Source organism: Variovorax sp. ZS18.2.2, from assembly GCF_024701975.1.
In the GTDB taxonomy this organism is placed as follows: Bacteria; Pseudomonadota; Gammaproteobacteria; order Burkholderiales; family Burkholderiaceae_C; genus Variovorax.
In genome coordinates this window covers 123,505-142,566 of the sequence record NZ_JANLNM010000003.1, presented here as the reverse complement: position 1 = coordinate 142,566, position 19,062 = coordinate 123,505, and the positions used below count along the sequence as shown (strand labels likewise).

The window sequence follows — 19,062 nt, the reverse complement described above, 5'->3', positions numbered from 1 at the left end:
GGTCAGCTTCCTGTGACGGCCGATGTGAAGGGATGCGCCTGCTTCCAGTGCCGCGCAATGTCCACGCGCCGGCAGACCCACACGCGGTCGTGCTGCGCGATGTGATCGAGAAAGCGCTGCAGCGCGGTGATGCGGCCAGGCCGCCCGAGCAGGCGGCAGTGCATGCCGATGCTCATCATCTTGGGGCTGTTGTCGCCGTTCGCGTCGCCTTCGGCATAGAGGGCGTCGAAGGTGTCCTTCATGTACTGGAAGAACGGGTCGGCGTGCGAGTAGCCCTGCGGCAGCGCGAAGCGCATGTCGTTCACGTCGAGCGTGTAAGGAACGATGAGCTGCGGCACCACCGTGCCGTCGGTCTTCTGCACCTTCATCCAGAAGGGTAGGTCGTCGCCGTAGTAGTCGCTGTCGTACTCGAAGCCGCCGTAGTCGGCCACCAGGCGCCGGGTGCGCGGACTGTCGCGGCCGGTGTACCAGCCGAGCGCGCGCTCGCCGGTGAGCTTCTCGATGGCTTCCATGCCCAGGCGCATGTGCTCGCGCTCGGTGGCTTCATCGAGGTTCTGATAGTGGATCCAGCGCCAGCCGTGGCAGGCGATTTCGTGGCCCAGTTCCTTGAAGGCGGCGGTCAGTTCAGGGTAGCGCTCCAGCGCCATGCCCACGCCGAACACCGTGAGCGGCAGGCCGCGTTTTTCGAACTCGCGCAGGATGCGCCAGACGCCTGCGCGCGAGCCGTATTCGTAGATGCCTTCCATGCTGATGTGGCGGTCCGGAAAGCTGGCCGGATTGAACATCTCGGAGAGGAACTGCTCGGAGCCCGCGTCGCCGTGCAGTGTGGCGTTCTCGCCGCCCTCTTCGTAGTTGAGGACGAACTGCACCGCGATGCGCGCGCCGCCCGGCCACTGGGCATGCGGCGGGTTGCGGCCGTAGCCGACGAGGTCGCGCGGGTAGGGCAGGGTGGTGTCGTAGACGGTCATGGTGTGGATCAGGACAGCGCGAGAGAGATGTCGTTGGTCGGAACCTTGCGGTCGAAGGTCAGGTTGGCCTCGACGTGTTCCAGGTGTTCGGTCATGAGGCGAACGGCGCGCTCTTCGTCTCGGGCGGCCAGCGCCTTCACGATGTCGGCGTGCTCGTCGTTGGAGTGCTCGGCGGCGCTCGTGCTCTGGTACATGAGCGTGATGAGGGCGCAGCGCGAGATGAGCTCGCCGAGGATCTGCGCCAGCACCTGGTTGCCCATGAGCTCGGCCATGCGCACATGGAAGTCGCCGAGCAGTTCGGTGCGGCCGGAGATGTCTTCACCCGAAACGGCGGATTTCTCGAGAGCGACGTGTTCCTTCAGCGCCTTGATCTTCGCGGGCGTGACGGTGCGCACGAACTCGCGCGTCATCTCGGCCTCGAGCATGCGGCGCACCTTGAACACCTGCCTGGCCTCGTCGACTGCCGGGGCCGCGACGAAGGCACCGCGTGCGGGCTCCAGGCGGATCAGCTTGTTCTGCGAGAGCTGGAACAGCGCCTGCCGCACCAGCGTGCGCGAGACACCGAAATGATCGGCCAGCTTCTGCTCGGCGAGCTTGGTGCCGGGCTGCAGGCGATGCTCGACGATGGCTTTCGTGAGGGCATCGACGATCGAACGGGTGGTGGAGGACTCCATGTTTTTCATGATAGACCCAAAGCCGGTAACTGTATACACTTTTGTCCACCGGAATTTCCCGCACCCGACTCGACATTCGAAGGAGCGCCCCATGGGCTTGAGCACTCACGTACTGGACACGATGCACGGTGGCCCCGCGGCCGGCATGGAAGTGGCGCTGTACACCACCGACGGCGATGCCGCGACGCTGGTGAAGCGCTTCACGCTGAATTCGGACGGCCGCAGCGACGGTCCGCTCTACGACAACAATTCGATCAAGGTCGGCACCTACCGGCTGGTGTTCGACGTGGCGGGTTACTTCAAGGCGCTCAGCGTGAAGCTGCCCGAGCCCAATTTCCTCAACAAGGTGTCGCTGGACTTCGGCGTGGCGCACACCGACCAGCACTACCACGTGCCGCTGCTGGTCAGCCCGTGGAGCTATTCCACGTACCGCGGCTCCTGAGGTCAGTCGCCTTGTTGCTGACCTTCGGTGAGCGTGTCGAGTTGGAACCGGCCGCTCTTGTCCCAGAGCCAGGTGTCCGTCCACGTCACCGCGCCGAGCCGCGTGGCGGCCGGGAAGGGCGCAGCCTGCAGCACGGCGCGTTCGATCTCGGCAATAACCTCGGGCGCATGCTGCGGTGCGCGCAACCAGTGCATCGAGACGACCTTGCCGCCCGTATCGAGGTTCACCTGCAGCGTGCCGACCGCGTAGAGCATGGGCGGCAGCTGCCCGCTGTAGATGCGCGACCGGTTGAGGTCGTAGACGTGGCGCGCTGCATCGCGGCGGTAGTCGCGTGCGGTGGCCGCATTCGATGCGCGCGGCACGGCGCCGGATGCGCCGGCCTTGGCGCCGCTCAACTGGCCGGGCACTGCCCCTGGGCTTCCGCAGCCGGCGAGCCAGAGGGCGCACGAAAGAACGGATGCCGCCAGTGCAAGGCGGCGCGGCGTAAGCTGGGCATTCATCGCCGGGTTTATACCGTGAGTCCTCGCGGGCCCGGCAACCGAAGGTATCGGGCATGAGCGGTGCGGTCGACCAACTGCTGGCGCGTCTTCGCACCGAAGACGCGGTGCTGGTGCGTGTCGAGTCCACGCAGGGCTCGGCGCCGCGCGAGGCCGGCACATGGATGGCGGTGTGGGCTGACGCGCTCACGGCCACGATTGGCGGCGGGCAGCTCGAATTCCAGGCCACGCAGGAGGCGCGCGAACTGCTTGCGGGGAAGCGCGCCATCGACGGCATCCAGCGCTATCCGCTCGGCCCCAGCTTGGGGCAGTGCTGCGGCGGCGTGATGTACCTGTCGTACGAGCGGATCACAGCAGCCGATGCACCCGCGTTGCAGCGCGAGCTGGTTGCGCAACTCAAGCCCGTGGCGCTGTTCGGCGGCGGCCATGTGGGCGCCGCGCTCGCGCGATTGCTCGCCGCGCTGCCGTTCTCGGTGCGCTGGATCGACAGCCGCGACGGCGTCTTTCCCGACGAACTCCCCGCGCAGATCGACACCGAGCATTCCGAGCCCGTGCAGGACGCCGTGGCCGCGCTCGCGCCGGGCAGTCGTGTGCTCATCATGAGCTTCAGCCACGCCGAGGACCTCGACATCGTCATCGCCTGCCTCAAGCGCCTGCGCACACGCAACGACCTGCCCTACATCGGCCTCATCGGCAGCAAGACCAAGTGGGCCACCTTCAGCCACCGGCTCGAAGCGCGCGGCTTCACGGCCGACGAACTGGCCCGCATCACCTGCCCGATCGGCGTGCCCGGCATCACCGGCAAGGAACCCGAGGTGATCGCCGTCGCGGTGGCGGCACAGTTGTTGCAATCGCTGGGCTGAACAGGGTTTTCCTGGCGGCGACGCTGCAAAAAACCAACCCGACCCTTGCCAAAACTGTATACACTTTCGGTCCACAATAAGCCGCAGCGGAGCGAGGCCCATTTCATGGAGCCTGCGTTCGCGGCACTTTCTCTGCTTACAGCGCCCGCAGTGGTGAGCAGGCTGAAATCCCTCTTCGACGCCCCACGCGTCTAGAGGGTTGCGAGAGAGCACATGGAAAGCTATTACCTCGACTGGGCCAACCTGCTGCTGCGCTGGGTCCACGTCATCACCGCCATCGCCTGGATCGGCGCCTCCTTCTACTTCGTGATGCTGGACAACAGCCTCGAGAAGCCGCAGGACCCCGAGTCGCTCGACAAGGGCGTGGGCGGCGAGCAATGGGCCGTGCACGGCGGCGGCTTCTACAACATGCAGAAGTACGCGCTGGCGCCCAAGAAGCTGCCGGACCACCTGCACTGGTCGTACTGGGAGAGCTACTCCACCTGGATCACCGGGTTTGCGCTCTTCACCATGTCGTACCTGTGGAACGCGAGCACGTACCTCATCGACAAGTCGAAGATGGACTGGCAGCCCGGCGCCGCTATCGCCGTGGCGCTGGCCTTCTTCGTGGTGTTCTGGATGGTCTACGACGGCATCTGCCAGGTCTTCGGCCGCCGCAAGAACGGCGACACCATCGTCGGCGTGCTGATCGCGATCTTCATCGTCTTCGCGACCTGGCTGGCCTGCCAGTGGTTCGCGGGCCGCGCGGCCTTCCTCCTGGTGGGCGCCATGATGGCCACCACGATGAGCGGCAACGTGTTCTTCTGGATCATCCCCGGCCAGCGCAAGAACGTGGCGGCGCTGCGCGAAGGCAGGCCGGTCGATCCGGTGCATGGCCAGCGCGGCAAGCAGCGCAGCGTGCACAACACCTACTTCACGCTGCCCGTGCTGTTCGCGATGCTGAGCAACCACTACAGCTTTACCTACACGCACAAGTACAACTGGGTGGTGCTGCTGCTGATCATGCTCGGCGGCGCGGCCATTCGGCAGTTCTTCGTGGTGCGCCATCGCTTCAAGCTCGGCAACGCGGGCAACCCGCTGCCGTATGCGATGGTCGGCATCGCGGTGCTGGGCCTGACCATCGTCTGGATGAAGCCCGAGCCCGCCGCCGCTCCCGTGGCTGCAGCAGCGGCGCCCGCAGTCGCGTATGCCGACGTGCAGAAGGTGCTGGAGCAACGCTGCTTCATGTGCCACGGCGCGGCCGTGCAGATGAAGAACGTGCGCCTGGATTCGCCGGAGCAGGTCACGGCGCATGCGCAGGCGATCTACCAGCAGGTCGTGGTCACCAAGATCATGCCGATGAACAACGCGACCAACATCACCGACGAAGAGCGCGCATTGATCAGCCGCTGGTTCCAGGCCGGCGCAAAGACGAACTAGCTCGCTCGCAAACTAGACCGCGGTCAAGAGGGCGGGCCACCGCTCCCCGCACAATTGCCGGATGGAGACAAAGCAAGCCATGACCGCATCGACTTCGTCCTTCGGGCCCGCGCCCGATCCGCGCGAAACCCCCCGCGCCTTCCTCGAACACCTCTACCGCGTGGCGGTGGACCGCGCGCTGCCGCTGTCCACGCTGGGCGCCCACCTGCCCAAGCCGCCGGACCCGAAGAAAGGCCGCACGCTGGTGCTCGGCGCCGGCAAGGCCGGCGGCTCGATGGTGCAGGCGCTCGAAGCCCTGTGGCCGGCCGATGCGCCGCTCTCGGGCCTCGTCGTCACGCGCTACGACCACATTCCGCCGCGCCCCGAAGGCGTGCCGCAGCGCATCGAGATCGTCGAGGCCGCGCACCCGGTGCCCGATGCGGCGGGGCAGCAGGCCGCCGAGCGCATCCTCGCGCTCACGCAAGGGCTCACGGCAGACGACCTCGTGCTGTGCCTGATCTCGGGCGGCGGCTCGTCGCTGCTGGTGCTGCCCGCCGAAGGCCTCACGCTGGCCGACAAGCAGCGCATCAACAAGCAACTGCTCGACAGCGGCGCCGGCATCGGCGAGATGAACTGTGTGCGCAAGCACCTCTCGCGCATCAAGGGCGGCCGGCTCGCGGCAGCCTGTGCACCGGCCCGCGTGGTGACGCTCACCATCAGCGACGTGCCGGGCGACGATGCGGCCGTCATCGCGAGCGGCCCCACGGTGCCCGATGCGACGACGTGTGCCGATGCGCTCGCCATCCTCGACCGCTACGGCATCGAGGTGCCCGCGCCCGTGCGCGCTCAGCTCCAGAGCGGCGAACTCGAAACGCCCAAGCCCGACGACAAGGCCTTCACCGGCCACGAGACCCACATGATCGCCACGCCCCAGCAGTCGCTCGAAGCGGCAGCCAAAGCGGCGCGCGAGGCGGGCATCGAGGCGCACATCCTCAGCGACGAGATCGAAGGCGAATCGCGCGAAGTCGGCAAGGTGCATGCCGCCCTGGCCCGCGCCGCCGCCCACCGCGGCCAGCCGTTCGCCCGGCCCTGCGTCATTCTTTCGGGCGGCGAGACCACGGTCACGATCCGCCCGCGCCAACCGGGCCAGGCCAAGGGCCGCGGCGGCCGGGCCGGCGAGTTCTGCATGGGTCTGGCCGGTGCGCTCATGGGCGTGCCGAACGTGTGGGCGTTGGCCGCCGACACCGACGGCATCGACGGCGTGGAAGACAACGCCGGCGCCTTCGTCACACCCGACACCCTGGCGCGCGCCACGGCGCTGGGCAAAAAGCTGTCGGACCACCTCGACCGCAACGACGCCTACGGCTATTTCGACGCCATCGGCGACCTGTTCGTGACCGGGCCGACGAACACCAACGTCAACGATTTCCGCGCGCTTTTGATCCTGTAACGGGGCAAAAAGGGCGATTTCCGGGCCCCGGCGAAGACTGTTAACTCGGGTTAATCTACGCACCCGGCGGCAATTTGCCGCCGTTGTCGCATGCGCACCTCCCCCAGGTGCCGCGCCGCGCACCCAGATTTCCCCTTTTCATCATCCAGTCCTCGAAGGAAAAGCTCGTCATGACCGCCACCTACACCGACACCCGCCTGCTGATCGACAACGAATGGGTCGACGCCATCGGCGGCAAGACGCTGGACGTCGTGAACCCCGCCACCGGCAAGGCCATCGGCAAGGTGGCGCACGCCAGCATTGCCGACCTGGACCGCGCCCTGGCCGCCGCCCAACGCGGTTTCGACAAATGGCGCAACACCCCCGCCAACGAGCGCGCCGCCGTCATGCGCCGCGCCGCCGGCCTCATCCGCGAACGCGCCGGCGACATCGCCAAGCTGCTCACGCAAGAGCAAGGCAAGCCGCTCGCCGAAGCCAAGGGCGAGACCCTGGCCGCCGCCGACATCATCGAATGGTTCGCCGACGAAGGCCGCCGCGTCTACGGCCGCATCGTGCCCTCGCGCAACCTGGCCGCGCAGCAGCTCGTGCTGAAGGAGCCGCTCGGCCCCGTCGCCGCCTTCACGCCCTGGAACTTCCCGATCAACCAGATCGTTCGCAAGCTCGGCGCCGCACTGGCCACCGGCTGCTCGTTCCTGGTGAAGGCGCCCGAAGAAACCCCGGCATCGCCCGCCGCGCTGCTGCAGGCCTTCGTCGATGCCGGCATTCCGCCCGGCGTCGTGGGCCTGGTGTTCGGCAACCCCGCTGAAATCTCGAACTACCTGATCGCCCACCCGATCATCCGCAAGGTCACCTTCACCGGCTCGACCCCGGTCGGCAAGCAACTGGCCGCCCTGGCCGGTTCGCACATGAAGCGCGTGACGATGGAGTTGGGCGGCCACGCCCCGGTGATCGTGGCTGAAGACGCCGACGTCGCCCTGGCCGTCAAGGCCGCCGGCGCCGCCAAGTTCCGCAATGCGGGCCAGGTCTGCATTTCGCCCACCCGCTTCCTGGTGCACAACAGCCTGCGCGAAGAGTTCGCTCGCACGCTGGTCAAGTACACCGAGGGCCTGAAGCTCGGCGACGGCCTCGCCGAAGGCACGACCATCGGCCCGCTGGCCAACGCACGCCGCCTCACCGCGATGGCCTACGTGCTGGAAGATGCGCGCAAGAAGGGCGCCACCGTGGCGGCCGGCGGCGAACGCATCGGCGATTCGGGCAACTTCTTCGCCCCCACCGTGCTGACCGACGTGCCGCTGGACGCCGACGTGTTCAACAACGAACCCTTCGGCCCCATCGCCGCGATCCGCGGTTTCGATACGCTCGAAGAAGCCATCGCCGAAGCCAACCGCCTGCCCTTCGGCCTGGCCGGCTACGCCTTCACCAAGTCGATCAAGAGCGCGCACCTGCTGAGCCAGAAGCTCGAACTCGGCATGCTGTGGATCAACCAGCCCGCCACCCCGTCGCCGGAAATGCCGTTCGGCGGCGTGAAGGATTCGGGCTACGGTTCGGAGGGCGGCCCCGAGGCGCTCGAGGCTTACCTCAACACCAAGGCCGTGTCGATCCTCGGCGTTTAATCAGTCGTCTGCGCTGGCGTTCCAGAAGGCCTGCTGGACGCCATCGAGCGCTTCGAGTTCCGTGATCACCTGGTCGAGCTCCAACGGCTCGACCGCGGTGGCATACAGCGTCGCTTCGATTTCCGTGTCGGCCGGCCCGAAGGCGTGCTGGTCGACATCGCGCACCGGGTAGTTCGCGGCTTCGAGCAGGAGCAGCAGCTGGTCCATCACCTCGGGCCGCGCTGCGCGCGAGCAGATCACCCGCACCGTGTAGGTCGCTTCGCTCGATTCTTCCTTGATCGGACGGCGGTTGATGCGGTTGACCACCGGCAGCAGAAGCGTGTTGCTGGCCAGCACGAACAGCGCGGCGATCATCGCCTCACCGATCAGGTCCGCGCCCGCGCAGGCGCCCACCGCCGCCGACCCCCACAGCGTGGCCGCCGTGTTCAGGCCCGTGATGTTGGTGCCTTCCTTCATGATCGCGCCCGCTCCCAGGAAGCCGATGCCCGAGACCACGTAGGCCGCCACATGCACGGCTCCGTCGTGGCCGTGCAGGCGATTCGCCATGTCCACGAACACCGCAGCGCCCACCGCTACGAGCGTGTTGGTGCGCAGGCCCGCGGCGCGTTGGCGTATCTGGCGCTCCAGGCCGATCAGCGAGCCGAGGGTGAAGGCGATCGCCACGCTGACGAAGGTGTCGAGCAGCGAAGGAAGGTTGAAGTTTTGAATGGCTTGCATCCGATGCATCCTCCGATGTTTTGCGCCAGTGTGCGGGGTTTGGGTGTCATCTGCGTGTAGCTTTTCAGGGCGGTCGTTGATCACCCGCCCTGAACAAAACCCTCACTGCCACCCATACCGCCGCGCATACCAGCCTTTGACGGTCTGCGTCAGCACCGCATATCCCACCAGCATCGCCACCAGCCACGGGAAGTAAGCCAGCGGCAGCGCCTGCAGCTTGAAGTAGTGCGCGAGCGGCCCCATCGGCAGCCAGATGCCTACGGCCGCAATCGCAGCACCCATCGCCAGCAGCGGCCAGGCCGCGCGGCTTTGCAGGAACGGGATCTTGCGGGTGCGGATCAGGTGGACGATGAGCGTCTGCGACAGCAGCCCCTCGATGAACCAGCCCGACTGGAACAGCGTCTGGTGTTCCACCGTGTTGGCCGCGAACACGTACCACATCACCGTGTAGGTCAGGATGTCGAACACCGAGCTCAGCGGCCCGAAGAACACCATGAAGCGCCCGAGGTCCGCCGGGTTCCATTGTTGCGGCGACTTGAGGAATTCCTCGTCCACGTTGTCGAACGGAATCGCGATCTGCGACACGTCGTACAGCAGGTTCTGCACCAGCAAGTGGAGCGGCAGCATCGGCAGGAAGGGCAGGAATGCGCTCGCCACCAGCACCGAGAACACATTGCCGAAGTTCGAGCTCGCGGTGAGCTTGATGTACTTGAGCATGTTGGCGAACGTGCGGCGACCCTCGACCACGCCTTGCTCCAGCACCATCAGGCTCTTTTCCAGCAGGATGATGTCGGCCGACTCCTTGGCCACGTCCACTGCGCCGTCCACCGAGATGCCGATGTCCGCCGCGCGCAGCGCCGGTGCGTCGTTGATGCCGTCGCCCATGAAGCCCACCACGTGTCCGTTGGCATGCAGCGCGTGAACGATGCGCTCCTTGTGCGCGGGCGTGAGCTTGGCGAACACTTGGTGCTTTTCGACCAGCACGCGCAGTTCGTCGTCGCGCAGGTCCTCGATCTCGCGGCCGAGCACGATGTGGCCGGCCTCGATGCCCACGTCGCCGCAGACCTTGCGCGTGACGAGTTCGTTGTCGCCCGTCAGCACCTTCACCGCCACGCCGTGCTCGGCCAGCGCGCGCAATGCGGGCGCGGTCGATTCCTTCGGCGGATCGAGAAAGGCCACGTAGCCCAGCAGCGTGAGGCCCGATTCATCGGCCACGCTGTAGGCGGGCTTGCGTGCCTCGGTGGCCAGCGTGCGGCTGGCGACGGCCACCACGCGCAGGCCGTGCTGGTTCAACTCCGAGGCCACGCTGTGGATGCGAGCGAGCAGCTCCGCATCGAGCGCCAGCACCTCGGCGCCGCGCTCGACCGACGTGCACACCGACAGGATCTCTTCGAGCGCACCCTTGCAGATCAGCAGGTGCTCGCTGCCGCCGTTCTCCACCACCACCGACATGCGGCGGCGCGAGAAGTCGAAGGGCACTTCGTCGATCTTGCGGTAGGCCGTCTGCAGCCGTGTCTCGGGTTGCATCTCGGCGTGGTTCAGCACCGCCTTGTCGAGCAGGTTCTTCAAACCCGTCTGGTGAAAGCTGTTCAGGTAGGCGAGCTGCAGCACATGGTTGGAGCCCTCGCCCCATGCGTTGGTGTGGCGCTCCAGCACGATGCGGTCCTGCGTCAGCGTGCCGGTCTTGTCGGTGCACAGCACGTCCATCGCGCCGAAGTTGTGAATCGCCTCGAGGCGCTTGACGATCACCTTCTGGCGCGACATCACGACCGCGCCCTTGGCGAGCGTGGCGGTCACGATCATCGGCAGCATCTCGGGCGTGAGACCGACCGCGATCGACAGCGCGAACAGCGCCGCTTCCCACCAGTCGCCCTTGGCCACGCCATTGATCACCAGCACCAGCGGCGCCATCACCAGCATGAAGCGGATCAGCACCCAGCTCACGCGGTTGATGCCCGCCTGGAAGGCGCTGGTGCCGCGGTCGGTGGCGGTCACGCGCTGCGCAAGGGCGCCGAAGAAGGTGCGGTCGCCGGTGTGCACGATGAGTGCGGTGGCGGTGCCGCTGATCACGTTGGTGCCCATGAAGAGCAGGTTCTCGCGCTCGAGCACGCCGGCCTCGTGGTCGCCGCGGTCGATGGAAAACTTCTCGACCGGCATCGCCTCGCCCGTCAGCGCGGACTGGCTGATGAAGAGGTCCTTGGCGGTGAGCAGCCGGCAGTCGGCCGGGATCATGTCGCCGGCCGAGAGCGCGATCACGTCGCCCGGCACGAGGTCGCGCATCGGCACCTCGACGCGCACCGTGCCCGCGTGCGTGGCATCGAAGCCCTCGTCGCCTGCGGCGCCTGCCTTGCGGCCCGGCGCTGGCCGCAGCACCGTGGCCGTGTTGCTCACCATCGCCTTGAGGCGCTCGGCCGCCTTGTTGGAGCGCGACTCCTGCAGGAAGCGCAGCACCGTCGACAGCACCACCATGCTGCCGATCACGAGCGTGGCCTTCATGTCCTCGGTCACGTAGGAGATCAGCGCCAGCACCGTCAGCAGCAGGTTGAAGGGGTTGCGGTAGCACTGCCACAGGTGCGTCCACCACGGCAGCGGCTGCTCGTGGCGCACCTCGTTGCTGCCCAGGCGCTTGCGCAGCACCTGCGCGTGGCCTTCGCTCAAACCTTGCGGCGAGCTGTTGAGCTTGACGAGCATCTCGCCGGCGTCGGTGCGCGATGCGGTGGCCAGCGCCTTCGCGATGTCGGGCGGCATCGCGACCGAGCTCACGCCGACGGGCTTGGAGCCCAGCAGCGTCTGCCAGCGCTCGAAGTGATGCAGCATGTGGCGGCTGCGCAGGAAGCTCTCGAAGAGGGACTTCAGGACGTTTTTTTTCATTTTGTTTTCTCCTTGATGAAGGAAGCGATGGGGGTCAGCGAGCGAAGGCCCAGGTGAGGCCCAGCGTCCACCACGCGGGGGCGTCGGCGCGCAGGCCGCGTGCACGGCTCAGGTCGACGCTCAGCGCCTGCACCGGCGTCCAGCGCACACCGGTGCGCCATGCGTTGCCGCCGCCTTCGCGAAAGCGCTCGGCGACGAACGAGACGGAGGGCAGGGCGCTCCATTCGATGGCCGCGCCCGAATGGCTGGTGCTGGGTTGCGCGCGATGGAAGTCGCGACCCAGGTTGATGTGCGCGCGCCAGCTGTCGTCGATCTGCCAGGTCACGGGAATCACGACGCTGCTGCTGGCGAAACGCAATGCGGTGGCGCGCGTGTCGCCTTGCCAGGCGGCCGTGGCGAGCACGCCGGCGCTCAGGCTGTCGTTGATCGCAAAGGCCCACTTGATCTGCGGACCGGCGCGTACGGTGCGGCCTTCGCCGCCGCGTTCGCGCTCGAGGTTCAGCCCGAGCTCGACCGCGCCGACGCGGCAGGTCGGGCCGATGTGGATCAGCCCTTGCGCGTTGTTCGCGTGCCGGTCGGTCCAGGTCTCGACCTGGCATTGGCCCGCATCGAGGATCGCGGCGTCGTCCACCGAATGGTGTCCACCGGCGGCATGCGTCTGCGTTGCCGCGAGGCCGCAGAGGTATGCCGCCCACAGGCGAGGCAAAGGACGGTGAGGGTAGTGGCGGGGTGTGGTGAGGCGGGCGGCCGTGGCCGTTCGCCGCACGACACGCCGCAGGCGTTCGCGGGTCATGGTGAGGTTCTCCTTCGGGTGCGGCGCCCGCGAAGGAAGAACCTCCCGCTTCAATCAGCCGGCAGGCATCCTCCGCAGCATGGCGCGCTGCGTTGTGGTGGGCATCGATGGATGGGGCGCGCTACGGCGCCAGAGAGGGGCGGGGTCCATGGTGGCCTCCTTGCGGTCTGCGGTGCGGTCCGGTGTGCGAGTGCGTCAGCGCTGCACTGTGCGGGGCGGTTGCTCGAGCAGCAGGAAGAAGCTGCGGATGCGCCGCGTGGTCCAGAGCGCGGCGGCCCGGTCGAGCGTTTCGTTCTCGACGTCCTGCGCCGTCGCTGCGTGCGCGGGCACGTGCGCCGACGGGCGAACGGGTTCCTGCATCGGCTGCTGTTGCTGCTGCTGACGAGTTTGAATTTGACGCATGACAAGGCTCCTTCGCAGTGAAGGGCCTCGCGCACGGACACGCAAGCTGACTGAATAAGTCAGTGACGGAGAACGACGGATTTCGGAAGGGGAGAACCGCTGGCCTGAATGGCGAACGGGTCACGCTGCGTGCACGGCGGCCACAGCGCGAGAGAGCCTGCGCTAGAGGGCCGGATGTGTCACGCCTGCCGAGGCACGCGTCTTCTTGTCACTGATCCAACTGGCACTGTCCACGCACGGGGCTCCGAAGTAAAGATGCAGGATTGTTGCACCGCGTCACAATGAGCGTCAACCTTTTAGCGCTTGTCCTGCAATGCCAGCAGGGTCGTTATCGCCTCGCTGTTGCGATTTCGCCTCGTGCCGCGCCGCAACCTTTCAACCGGCTTTCAATTCGACGCAAGACAGCATGTGCTCCTTTGTCGTCGGCCGCCGTTCGGTCATCTGTGCATCAATCGCCGACTGGAAAAGTATCGAACTTTGCAATCGTTACTCGGAGAATTCATGCGCCATCGCGAGAAGTCTCGCTGCGATGAGCAAGAACGATCGCAAACAATTTGCAGGGAGCAAAAGTGTTCGTACGAAATCTTCGCGATGTGGAGAAGTCGGGTCTGCTGGTGGAATGGGGTAGTGGAACGAGCCATCGGCTGCTGACAGAAAAAGACGAGATGGGGTTCACCGTATGCCACACGGTGGTCCGAGCCGGAACGGAGTCATTGCTCCAATACCGCAATCACCTGGAAGCGTGCTACTGCATTGCCGGTGAAGGCGAAGTCCAGGACATGGATGGCAATGTCCATGCGATCCGCCCCGGTGATCTCTACGTGTTGAACAAGCACGACAGGCACTTTCTGCGCGGCGGATCGAAAGACCTGGTGCTGCTGAGCATCTTCAATCCACCCCTCAAGGGGCACGAGCGCCATGACCTGAAGAATGCAGATGGCTCCGCCTACTGAACCGGCGGAATCGAGCTCGCCGCGGGCCAACTTCCTGGCCTTCCTCGCGTCGCTGTTCCTGTCGAAGATTGCCGACCAGGTGCTGCTGTTCCTGGTGCCGCTCGTGGTGTTCCAGACCACGCAGGATGTCGGGTGGTCGGGGCTGGCGTTTGCGGTGGAGGCGTTCCCCCGCTTTCTATCATTCCCGATCTGCGGGGCCCTGTGCGATCGCATTTCCCCGGTGCGCCTGATGCGGTGGAGTCAGGTCTTGCGTGCCGTCATCTGCGCCTCGGGCGCCATCTGCGCTTCGGTCTTCGGCGGCGTGGGCTGGTTGATCGCCGTCTCTGCCCTTTGCGGGGTGCTGACCACCCAGGGCGCGATGGCGCGCGAAGTGATATTGCCGCAGGTCTTCAAGAAGCACAGGTTCGAGAAAGTGCTGGCGTATTCCCAGACCGCCGATCAACTGGGGGCGGTTCTGGGACCGGTGGTTGCCGCGGTTCTGCTGATGCAGGTCCATTGGCAGGCTGCCGTGGGGATCACCGCCATCATCTTCGTGCTCGCCGATGGCGCCATGACCTATTGGCGGCGCACCACCAGGGTCCGGTTGAGGCCGCGCGAAACGGCGCAGGGCAACATGGTCGCCGCCATGAAGACGGCACTCGCCCACGTGATCGGCCTGCCCGGCCTGCGAAGGCTCGTCATCCAGGCGGCGGGCGTCAACCTGGTGGTGGGCGTCACGCTTGCATCGTCGGCGGCACTCGTCACGGGTGTTCACGCACAAACGGCCGGGTACTACGGTGCGCTGCAGACCGCCGGCGCCATCGTCACGGTGCTCGTTCTCATGGGCATTGCCCACATTTCCATCCCCGTGCAGAGGCTGGGCCTTGCCGGGTTCTCGTTGATGGTGGTGGGCGGGCTCCTGACGGCGCTCAGTCCCGGCGCCTGGGGATACGCGGCGGGATACCTGCTGGTGATCGGCTTCGACAAGATGTTCAACATCTACCTGCGCAGCAGTCGCCAGCGCGTGATTCCCACGGCGGACTATGGAAAGACGACGGGCGTGATGACGCTGCTCAACAACCTGACGCAGCCCCTGGCCGGCCTGGCCATCGGCGCCTTCGCGACCGAATGGACCGCGGGCAGGGTCATCCTCGTCCTCACCTTGGGCATGGCGTTGCTGGGTTGCCTCTCGGTGCTGGCCGGCGGCCGACCCGCAATGGCCGAGCGCGCCGAATGATGGTGGGCTTCTTCCATGAATTGTTCGAGGCGGCGGCGCTTCTCGATCCCGGCAAGACTGCGATCGAAGTTGACGGAATAACCGCCACCTTCGCGGAGCTGGCGCGCACCGAGCTGCAGGTGTCCCGCATGCTGAAGCACGCGGGCGTATTGCCCGGCGATCGTGTCGGCCTGAGCTGTGCAATTTCCCCGGCGGCCGTCGCATCGGCTTTCGCTGTCATGCGGGAGGGCTGCATTCTTGCGACGATCAGCCACCTGTGCGAAGAGGGGCAGTTCATCGACCTCGTGGCCGACTGCGGTGCGACCGTGCTGGTCACGGATCGCAGCGTCGACACATCTGCGCTGTCGAGGCAAACGGCCGTCCGGCGATGGTTTCACGGAGGGGCGGGAGCATTGTTGGAGGCGTGGAGATCGGCCGATCCCCAAGCTCGTTCACGGTGCACCGATTACGTCGATGCGGCGCGGCCGCAAGGGCTGGATCGACCGGCTGCGATCTTCTATTCGTCGGGGTCGACGGGAAAGCCGAAAGGCGTCCTGGTCAGTCACCGCAACATGACGGCCGCATTTCATTCGGTCACCGGCTACCTGGGCACCCATCGTGCAGACAGGGTGTTGAGTTTCACTGCCGGACTGAGTTCGGACTACGGCTTCTACAACGTCACGATGCCGCTGTTGCTGGGCGCAACGGCTGTCGTGAAAAGCGTGTTGCCCGCACGGAGCGAGGAGGTCGGGGCCATTCTTCGCGACGAAGAGATCACGGCATTGCAGGTCTTTCCACCTGCGCTCCTTCACATGCTCGAGGCCGAGGTGCTGCCACCGCTGCCCGCGCTGCGATACATCTCCAGCAGTGGCGATGTGCTGCCGGTCCGGCATATCGAAAGGATTCGCGAAACCTATCCCGAAGTCCGGATCTTCTCGAACTACGGAATGACCGAGTGCAAGCGGATCGCGTACCTCGCCCCGGAGCAACTCGAACGGCGTCCCGGCTCGGTTGGAAAAGCGATTCCCGGTGTGCAAACGCTTCTCTTCGATCAAGAGGGCGCTGTCATCGAGGCGAGCCATCGGATCGGAGAGCTCGGCGTGATGGGCGACCTTGTCATGCAGGGCTACTGGAACCAGCCGGAATTGACGGCGAAGGTGTTGAAGCGCAACTTCGTGGATGGAAGAAGCCTGTTCCTGACCGGTGACCTGTTTCGGATGGACGAGGACGGCTATCTGTATTTCGTTGGCCGCAAGGACGACATGCTCTTCAGGGACGGCGTGATGCTCAACCCGCGCGATGTCGAGCGCGAACTGCTGTGTCATCCCGCAGTTTCCGAAGCGATGGTGCTTCCGGTTCGTGGCAACGACCCGTCGGGCTTTCTGTGTGCGTGCCTCGTGCTGCGCATCGGATGCAATGTCTCCGAAGAGGAACTGAAAGCGCATTGCGCAAGCAACCTGAAGCAGCGAGAAATCCCGGAGCTTTTCTTGTTCATGGAGGTCCTGCCACGCACTTTTGGCGGAAAGGCCTCCAGGCGAGAGATGGCGGAACATCTGTGTGCGAGTGGTATTTTGGGAGCGAAGAAGATATGAAAACGACAACGCCCTTCGGGGCCGACGAGTACCTGAACGAATCGGCGATGGTGCGCATGGCCGGTTACTTCGATGACCTGGCGACCGGAAAAACCCAGGTGCCGCGCCAATCGGTCCGAACGCGCATACCCGATCGAATTGCCGATTCCGAGGTCTTGAAGTACCACGACCTCGTGGTCGAGCGGGCAGGACCTCTCTTTACGCACTTTCTTGCCAGCGTGCCTTGCATCCTCGAGGAAATGAGCCGCGTGGGCGTCGCGCTCGAGAGGCTCGTGCAGTCGTCGCACGACGCCCCGAAGAGGGTGTTCGGCTTCTACGAAGTCGACGCCTTCGACGGCACGAACGGACGCGCGTTGGCGACCTACTCGCAAGGAAAGATCAAGACGCTGACGAGTTCGCCCAACCAGGCCAATCAGCAGCATTTCGATCGGTTCGCCGACCCCGAGAGATCGCAATTCTGTCCCCAGTCGTTCTTGCGAATCGATGCGGGCGTTCTGCGCGAAGAAACTTCGTTTCCCGAATTTCGCGAGGGATTCGATTTCATCTACGAGACCGCGGCATTCCAGTTCTACGGGCAGGACCGTGAACAGCAGATCGGGCATGTGTCGAAGCTTCTGAAGCCGGATGGGCTGATCTTCTTTCTGGAGAAGCTGAATCATCCGGATCAGGCGGTCTACGAACTTCGCGAACGGGCGAAAGACGATCTGCACAAGCTTCACTACTTCACGCCCGAGGAGGTGGCATGGAAGCGCAATCAGATGCTCACCCAGATGCACAACGGGCAGGTGGAGTTCGACGTGTTGCTGCGGGCCATCCGATCGCAGTTCGCGCACGTCTATCTGTTGTGGAACAGCACGAATTTCTACGAGTTCGTTGCGTCGAACGATGCAGACCGGATCGCGCGGTTTGTTTCCATCCTGGGCCTTCCTGCCATTCCAGCGGAGTTTTGTTTTGAAGCCGATCTTCCCCGCAAGCTTGCCTGAGGCGGAGTCGATTCCTGGCGCTGCGGACTACGGCGCCGAGCACCGGGCCTTGTGCCAGCGCGCCGAGGCGCTTGTGCCCGTCTGGAGGGAGCACGCCGCAGCAAGCGAGGCGGCGCGATGCTTGTCCCGGGAAGCGATCGCGCAATTGCACGCAGCCGGGCTGCTTCGAATCCTTGCGCCAAGAAAATTCGGCGGGCTCGAGCTGGGATGGCCGAGCATCGTGGAAGCCTCGCGCATTGCCGCCCGTGCATGCGCTTCTACCGGATGGGCGATCAGTCTTGTGGGCGGACACATCGCAACGATGGGCCGGCTTTCCCTGGAATGCCAGACCGAGGTATTTGCAGACGGTCCGCACCAGCTGGTCGCAACGGCATCTGCCCCCACCACTGGGACCATTGCACGGGTGCCGGGCGGCGTTCGTTTGAACGGCACCTGGCGATTCGCGTCGGCAATCGACCATGCCAACTGGATCATCGTGGCGGGCCCGTGCGGAGGCGGCGATGACGGTTTGCCGACGGTCCTCAAGGTGGTCGTCCCCGCGTCGCACGCACAGATCGTGGACACCTGGGATGCCGTTGGCATGCTGGCAACGGGATCGAACGACATCCGCTTCGACGACGTGTTCGTGGTCGAAAAATGGACCGTTTCCAAAGCGGAATGCTTCGCTGCCGATCCGGCCGGCGCGAAGGTCAATGCGGACGCCTACCTCTGCCACGTGCCACTCCTGCCCTACTGCACGAGTTGGATCGTTGGGCCGATCCTCGGTGCCGCCGAGGGCGCATTGAACGAATACATCGGCGCCGCGCGCCTGCAGTCCCCGAATCTCCGGAGCGCCGCAGCCGGCGATCGGTTGGCCGAGAGCGCCGCGGAGCTTGCCTGCGCCGCCCGCTTGTATGAAGCGCTGTGCGCCAGGCTGCATGGGGCAGGCGTTGCACGGCGGGCGATCGAGCCTTGGGAGCTGGCCATCGTCAAGCGTGATCGGGCGTACCTGGCGCAGCTCTGCTTGCAAGCGGTGGGGCGATTGATTCGACAACTGGGGGCCTCCGGCGCATCCAGGGCGAATCCGATTCAGCGTCATTGGCGTGATCTGCAGGTCATGGCGTCCCATGTAGACATCGGCCGGGATCGCGCATTTGCAGCCTATGCTTCGGGCCTGCTAGACCCCGCTGAGTACGCATGAAAGAAATTGCCGTCCTGTTCGTCTGCACCGGGAATATCTGCCGGTCCCCCACTGCCCACGCGCTCCTGCTGCACAAGGCCCGCCTCGCAGGCATTTCCGTCGATGTCGACAGCGCCGCCATCTCCGACGAGGAGCGCGGCAACCCGCCCGATCCACGTTCGATCGCCGAGGCGCGCCGGCGCGGCATCGAGATGCCTGCGCACCGCGCACGGCAGGTTCGTGCCGGCGACTTCGAGCGCTTCGACTGGATCGTCGGCATGACCGCGCAGCATTGCGCGGCGCTGCGCCGTCTCGCACCCGCGGGCACTGCCCACAAGGTGCACCTGCTCACCGAATTTTCCGAGGATGACGAAGGCGATGTGCCCGACCCCTGGTATGGCGGCCAGCAGGCCTTCGTCGAAGCCTTCGACCTGATCGATCGCGGCGTCGACGGCCTGCTCGCGAAGCTCCGGGCCAGGGCCTGCTGACTGG

18 protein-coding genes are annotated in these 19,062 nt (G+C 65.6%); 11 read left to right on the top strand and 7 right to left on the bottom strand.

All coding sequences use genetic code 11. The features are described from left to right. Positions 1-2: 2 nt before the first annotated feature. Positions 3-968 carry an allantoinase PuuE gene (gene puuE, locus NU688_RS14420; protein ID WP_257861357.1) on the bottom strand — a complete coding sequence of 322 codons (966 nt, stop codon included), beginning with the start codon at positions 966-968 and terminating at the stop codon, positions 3-5. Between the two features lie 8 nt (positions 969-976). Then, positions 977-1,642, bottom strand: a complete 666-nt coding sequence (locus NU688_RS14415) for a GntR family transcriptional regulator (protein ID WP_242630889.1) — start codon at positions 1,640-1,642, stop codon at positions 977-979. 91 nt (positions 1,643-1,733) lie between these two features. On the opposite strand from NU688_RS14415, the gene uraH reads away from it, so the two are divergent. Beyond that, positions 1,734-2,084 (top strand): hydroxyisourate hydrolase, encoded by a 351-nt coding sequence (uraH, locus tag NU688_RS14410; protein WP_257861355.1) that lies wholly within the window; start codon positions 1,734-1,736, stop codon positions 2,082-2,084. A 2-nt stretch (positions 2,085-2,086) separates the two neighbouring features. Here uraH and NU688_RS14405 read toward each other — a convergent pair whose 3' ends face one another. Beyond that, the gene (locus NU688_RS14405) at positions 2,087-2,584 is read right to left on the bottom strand and encodes a hypothetical protein (RefSeq protein ID WP_257861354.1); all 498 of its coding nucleotides are present in this window, start codon (positions 2,582-2,584) and stop codon (positions 2,087-2,089) included. 53 nt (positions 2,585-2,637) lie between these two features. Here NU688_RS14405 and xdhC point away from each other — a divergent pair, with 53 nt between their 5' ends. The 4 genes from xdhC (at position 2,638) to NU688_RS14385 (ending at position 7,905) form a co-directional block, all read left to right on the top strand. Next, positions 2,638-3,444, top strand: coding sequence for a xanthine dehydrogenase accessory protein XdhC (gene xdhC / locus NU688_RS14400; protein WP_257861353.1), 807 nt, complete (start codon positions 2,638-2,640; stop codon positions 3,442-3,444). 213 nt (positions 3,445-3,657) lie between these two features. Next, positions 3,658-4,863 carry a urate hydroxylase PuuD gene (locus NU688_RS14395; protein ID WP_257861352.1) on the top strand — a complete coding sequence of 402 codons (1,206 nt, stop codon included), beginning with the start codon at positions 3,658-3,660 and terminating at the stop codon, positions 4,861-4,863. Between the two features lie 79 nt (positions 4,864-4,942). Further along, positions 4,943-6,292, top strand: coding sequence for a glycerate kinase (locus tag NU688_RS14390; RefSeq protein ID WP_257861351.1), 1,350 nt, complete (start codon positions 4,943-4,945; stop codon positions 6,290-6,292). Positions 6,293-6,462: 170 nt separating this feature from the next. Continuing rightward, positions 6,463-7,905, top strand: coding sequence for an NAD-dependent succinate-semialdehyde dehydrogenase (locus NU688_RS14385; protein ID WP_257861350.1), 1,443 nt, complete (start codon positions 6,463-6,465; stop codon positions 7,903-7,905). On the opposite strand, the gene NU688_RS14380 is transcribed toward NU688_RS14385, so the two are convergent. The 4 genes from NU688_RS14380 to NU688_RS14365 all read right to left on the bottom strand — a co-directional run bounded on the left by NU688_RS14380 (position 7,906) and on the right by NU688_RS14365 (position 12,688). After that, complete coding sequence (locus tag NU688_RS14380; RefSeq protein ID WP_257861349.1) at positions 7,906-8,622, bottom strand: MgtC/SapB family protein; 717 nt, start codon at positions 8,620-8,622, stop codon at positions 7,906-7,908. Between the two features lie 102 nt (positions 8,623-8,724). Beyond that, the gene (gene mgtA / locus NU688_RS14375) at positions 8,725-11,493 is read right to left on the bottom strand and encodes a magnesium-translocating P-type ATPase (RefSeq protein WP_257861348.1); all 2,769 of its coding nucleotides are present in this window, start codon (positions 11,491-11,493) and stop codon (positions 8,725-8,727) included. Positions 11,494-11,527: 34 nt separating this feature from the next. Continuing rightward, positions 11,528-12,286, bottom strand: a complete 759-nt coding sequence (locus NU688_RS14370; protein WP_257861347.1) for a hypothetical protein — start codon at positions 12,284-12,286, stop codon at positions 11,528-11,530. Between the two features lie 195 nt (positions 12,287-12,481). Beyond that, complete coding sequence (locus NU688_RS14365) at positions 12,482-12,688, bottom strand: hypothetical protein (protein WP_257861346.1); 207 nt, start codon at positions 12,686-12,688, stop codon at positions 12,482-12,484. A gap of 569 nt (positions 12,689-13,257) precedes the next feature. On the opposite strand from NU688_RS14365, the gene NU688_RS14360 reads away from it, so the two are divergent. Genes NU688_RS14360 through NU688_RS14335 form a run of 6 tightly spaced genes read left to right on the top strand, consistent with a single transcriptional unit; the run spans position 13,258 to position 19,058 of the window. Next, a complete protein-coding gene (locus NU688_RS14360) occupies positions 13,258-13,641 on the top strand; it encodes an ectoine synthase (RefSeq protein WP_257861344.1) in 384 nt (127 codons plus the stop codon). Then, positions 13,619-14,857 (top strand): MFS transporter, encoded by a 1,239-nt coding sequence (locus NU688_RS14355; RefSeq protein WP_257861343.1) that lies wholly within the window; start codon positions 13,619-13,621, stop codon positions 14,855-14,857. Before NU688_RS14360 ends, NU688_RS14355 begins: the two co-directional genes overlap by 23 nt. Then, positions 14,854-16,428: a class I adenylate-forming enzyme family protein gene (locus NU688_RS14350; protein WP_257861342.1), complete on the top strand. Its 1,575-nt coding sequence runs from the start codon at positions 14,854-14,856 to the stop codon at positions 16,426-16,428. Before NU688_RS14355 ends, NU688_RS14350 begins: the two co-directional genes overlap by 4 nt. After that, the gene (locus NU688_RS14345) at positions 16,425-17,411 is read left to right on the top strand and encodes a class I SAM-dependent methyltransferase (RefSeq protein ID WP_257861340.1); all 987 of its coding nucleotides are present in this window, start codon (positions 16,425-16,427) and stop codon (positions 17,409-17,411) included. The genes NU688_RS14350 and NU688_RS14345 overlap by 4 nt, the downstream gene beginning before the upstream one ends. Beyond that, positions 17,380-18,591: an acyl-CoA dehydrogenase family protein gene (locus tag NU688_RS14340; protein ID WP_257861339.1), complete on the top strand. Its 1,212-nt coding sequence runs from the start codon at positions 17,380-17,382 to the stop codon at positions 18,589-18,591. The genes NU688_RS14345 and NU688_RS14340 overlap by 32 nt, the downstream gene beginning before the upstream one ends. After that, positions 18,588-19,058: a low molecular weight protein-tyrosine-phosphatase gene (locus NU688_RS14335; protein ID WP_257861338.1), complete on the top strand. Its 471-nt coding sequence runs from the start codon at positions 18,588-18,590 to the stop codon at positions 19,056-19,058. The genes NU688_RS14340 and NU688_RS14335 overlap by 4 nt, the downstream gene beginning before the upstream one ends. Positions 19,059-19,062 lie beyond the last annotated feature (4 nt).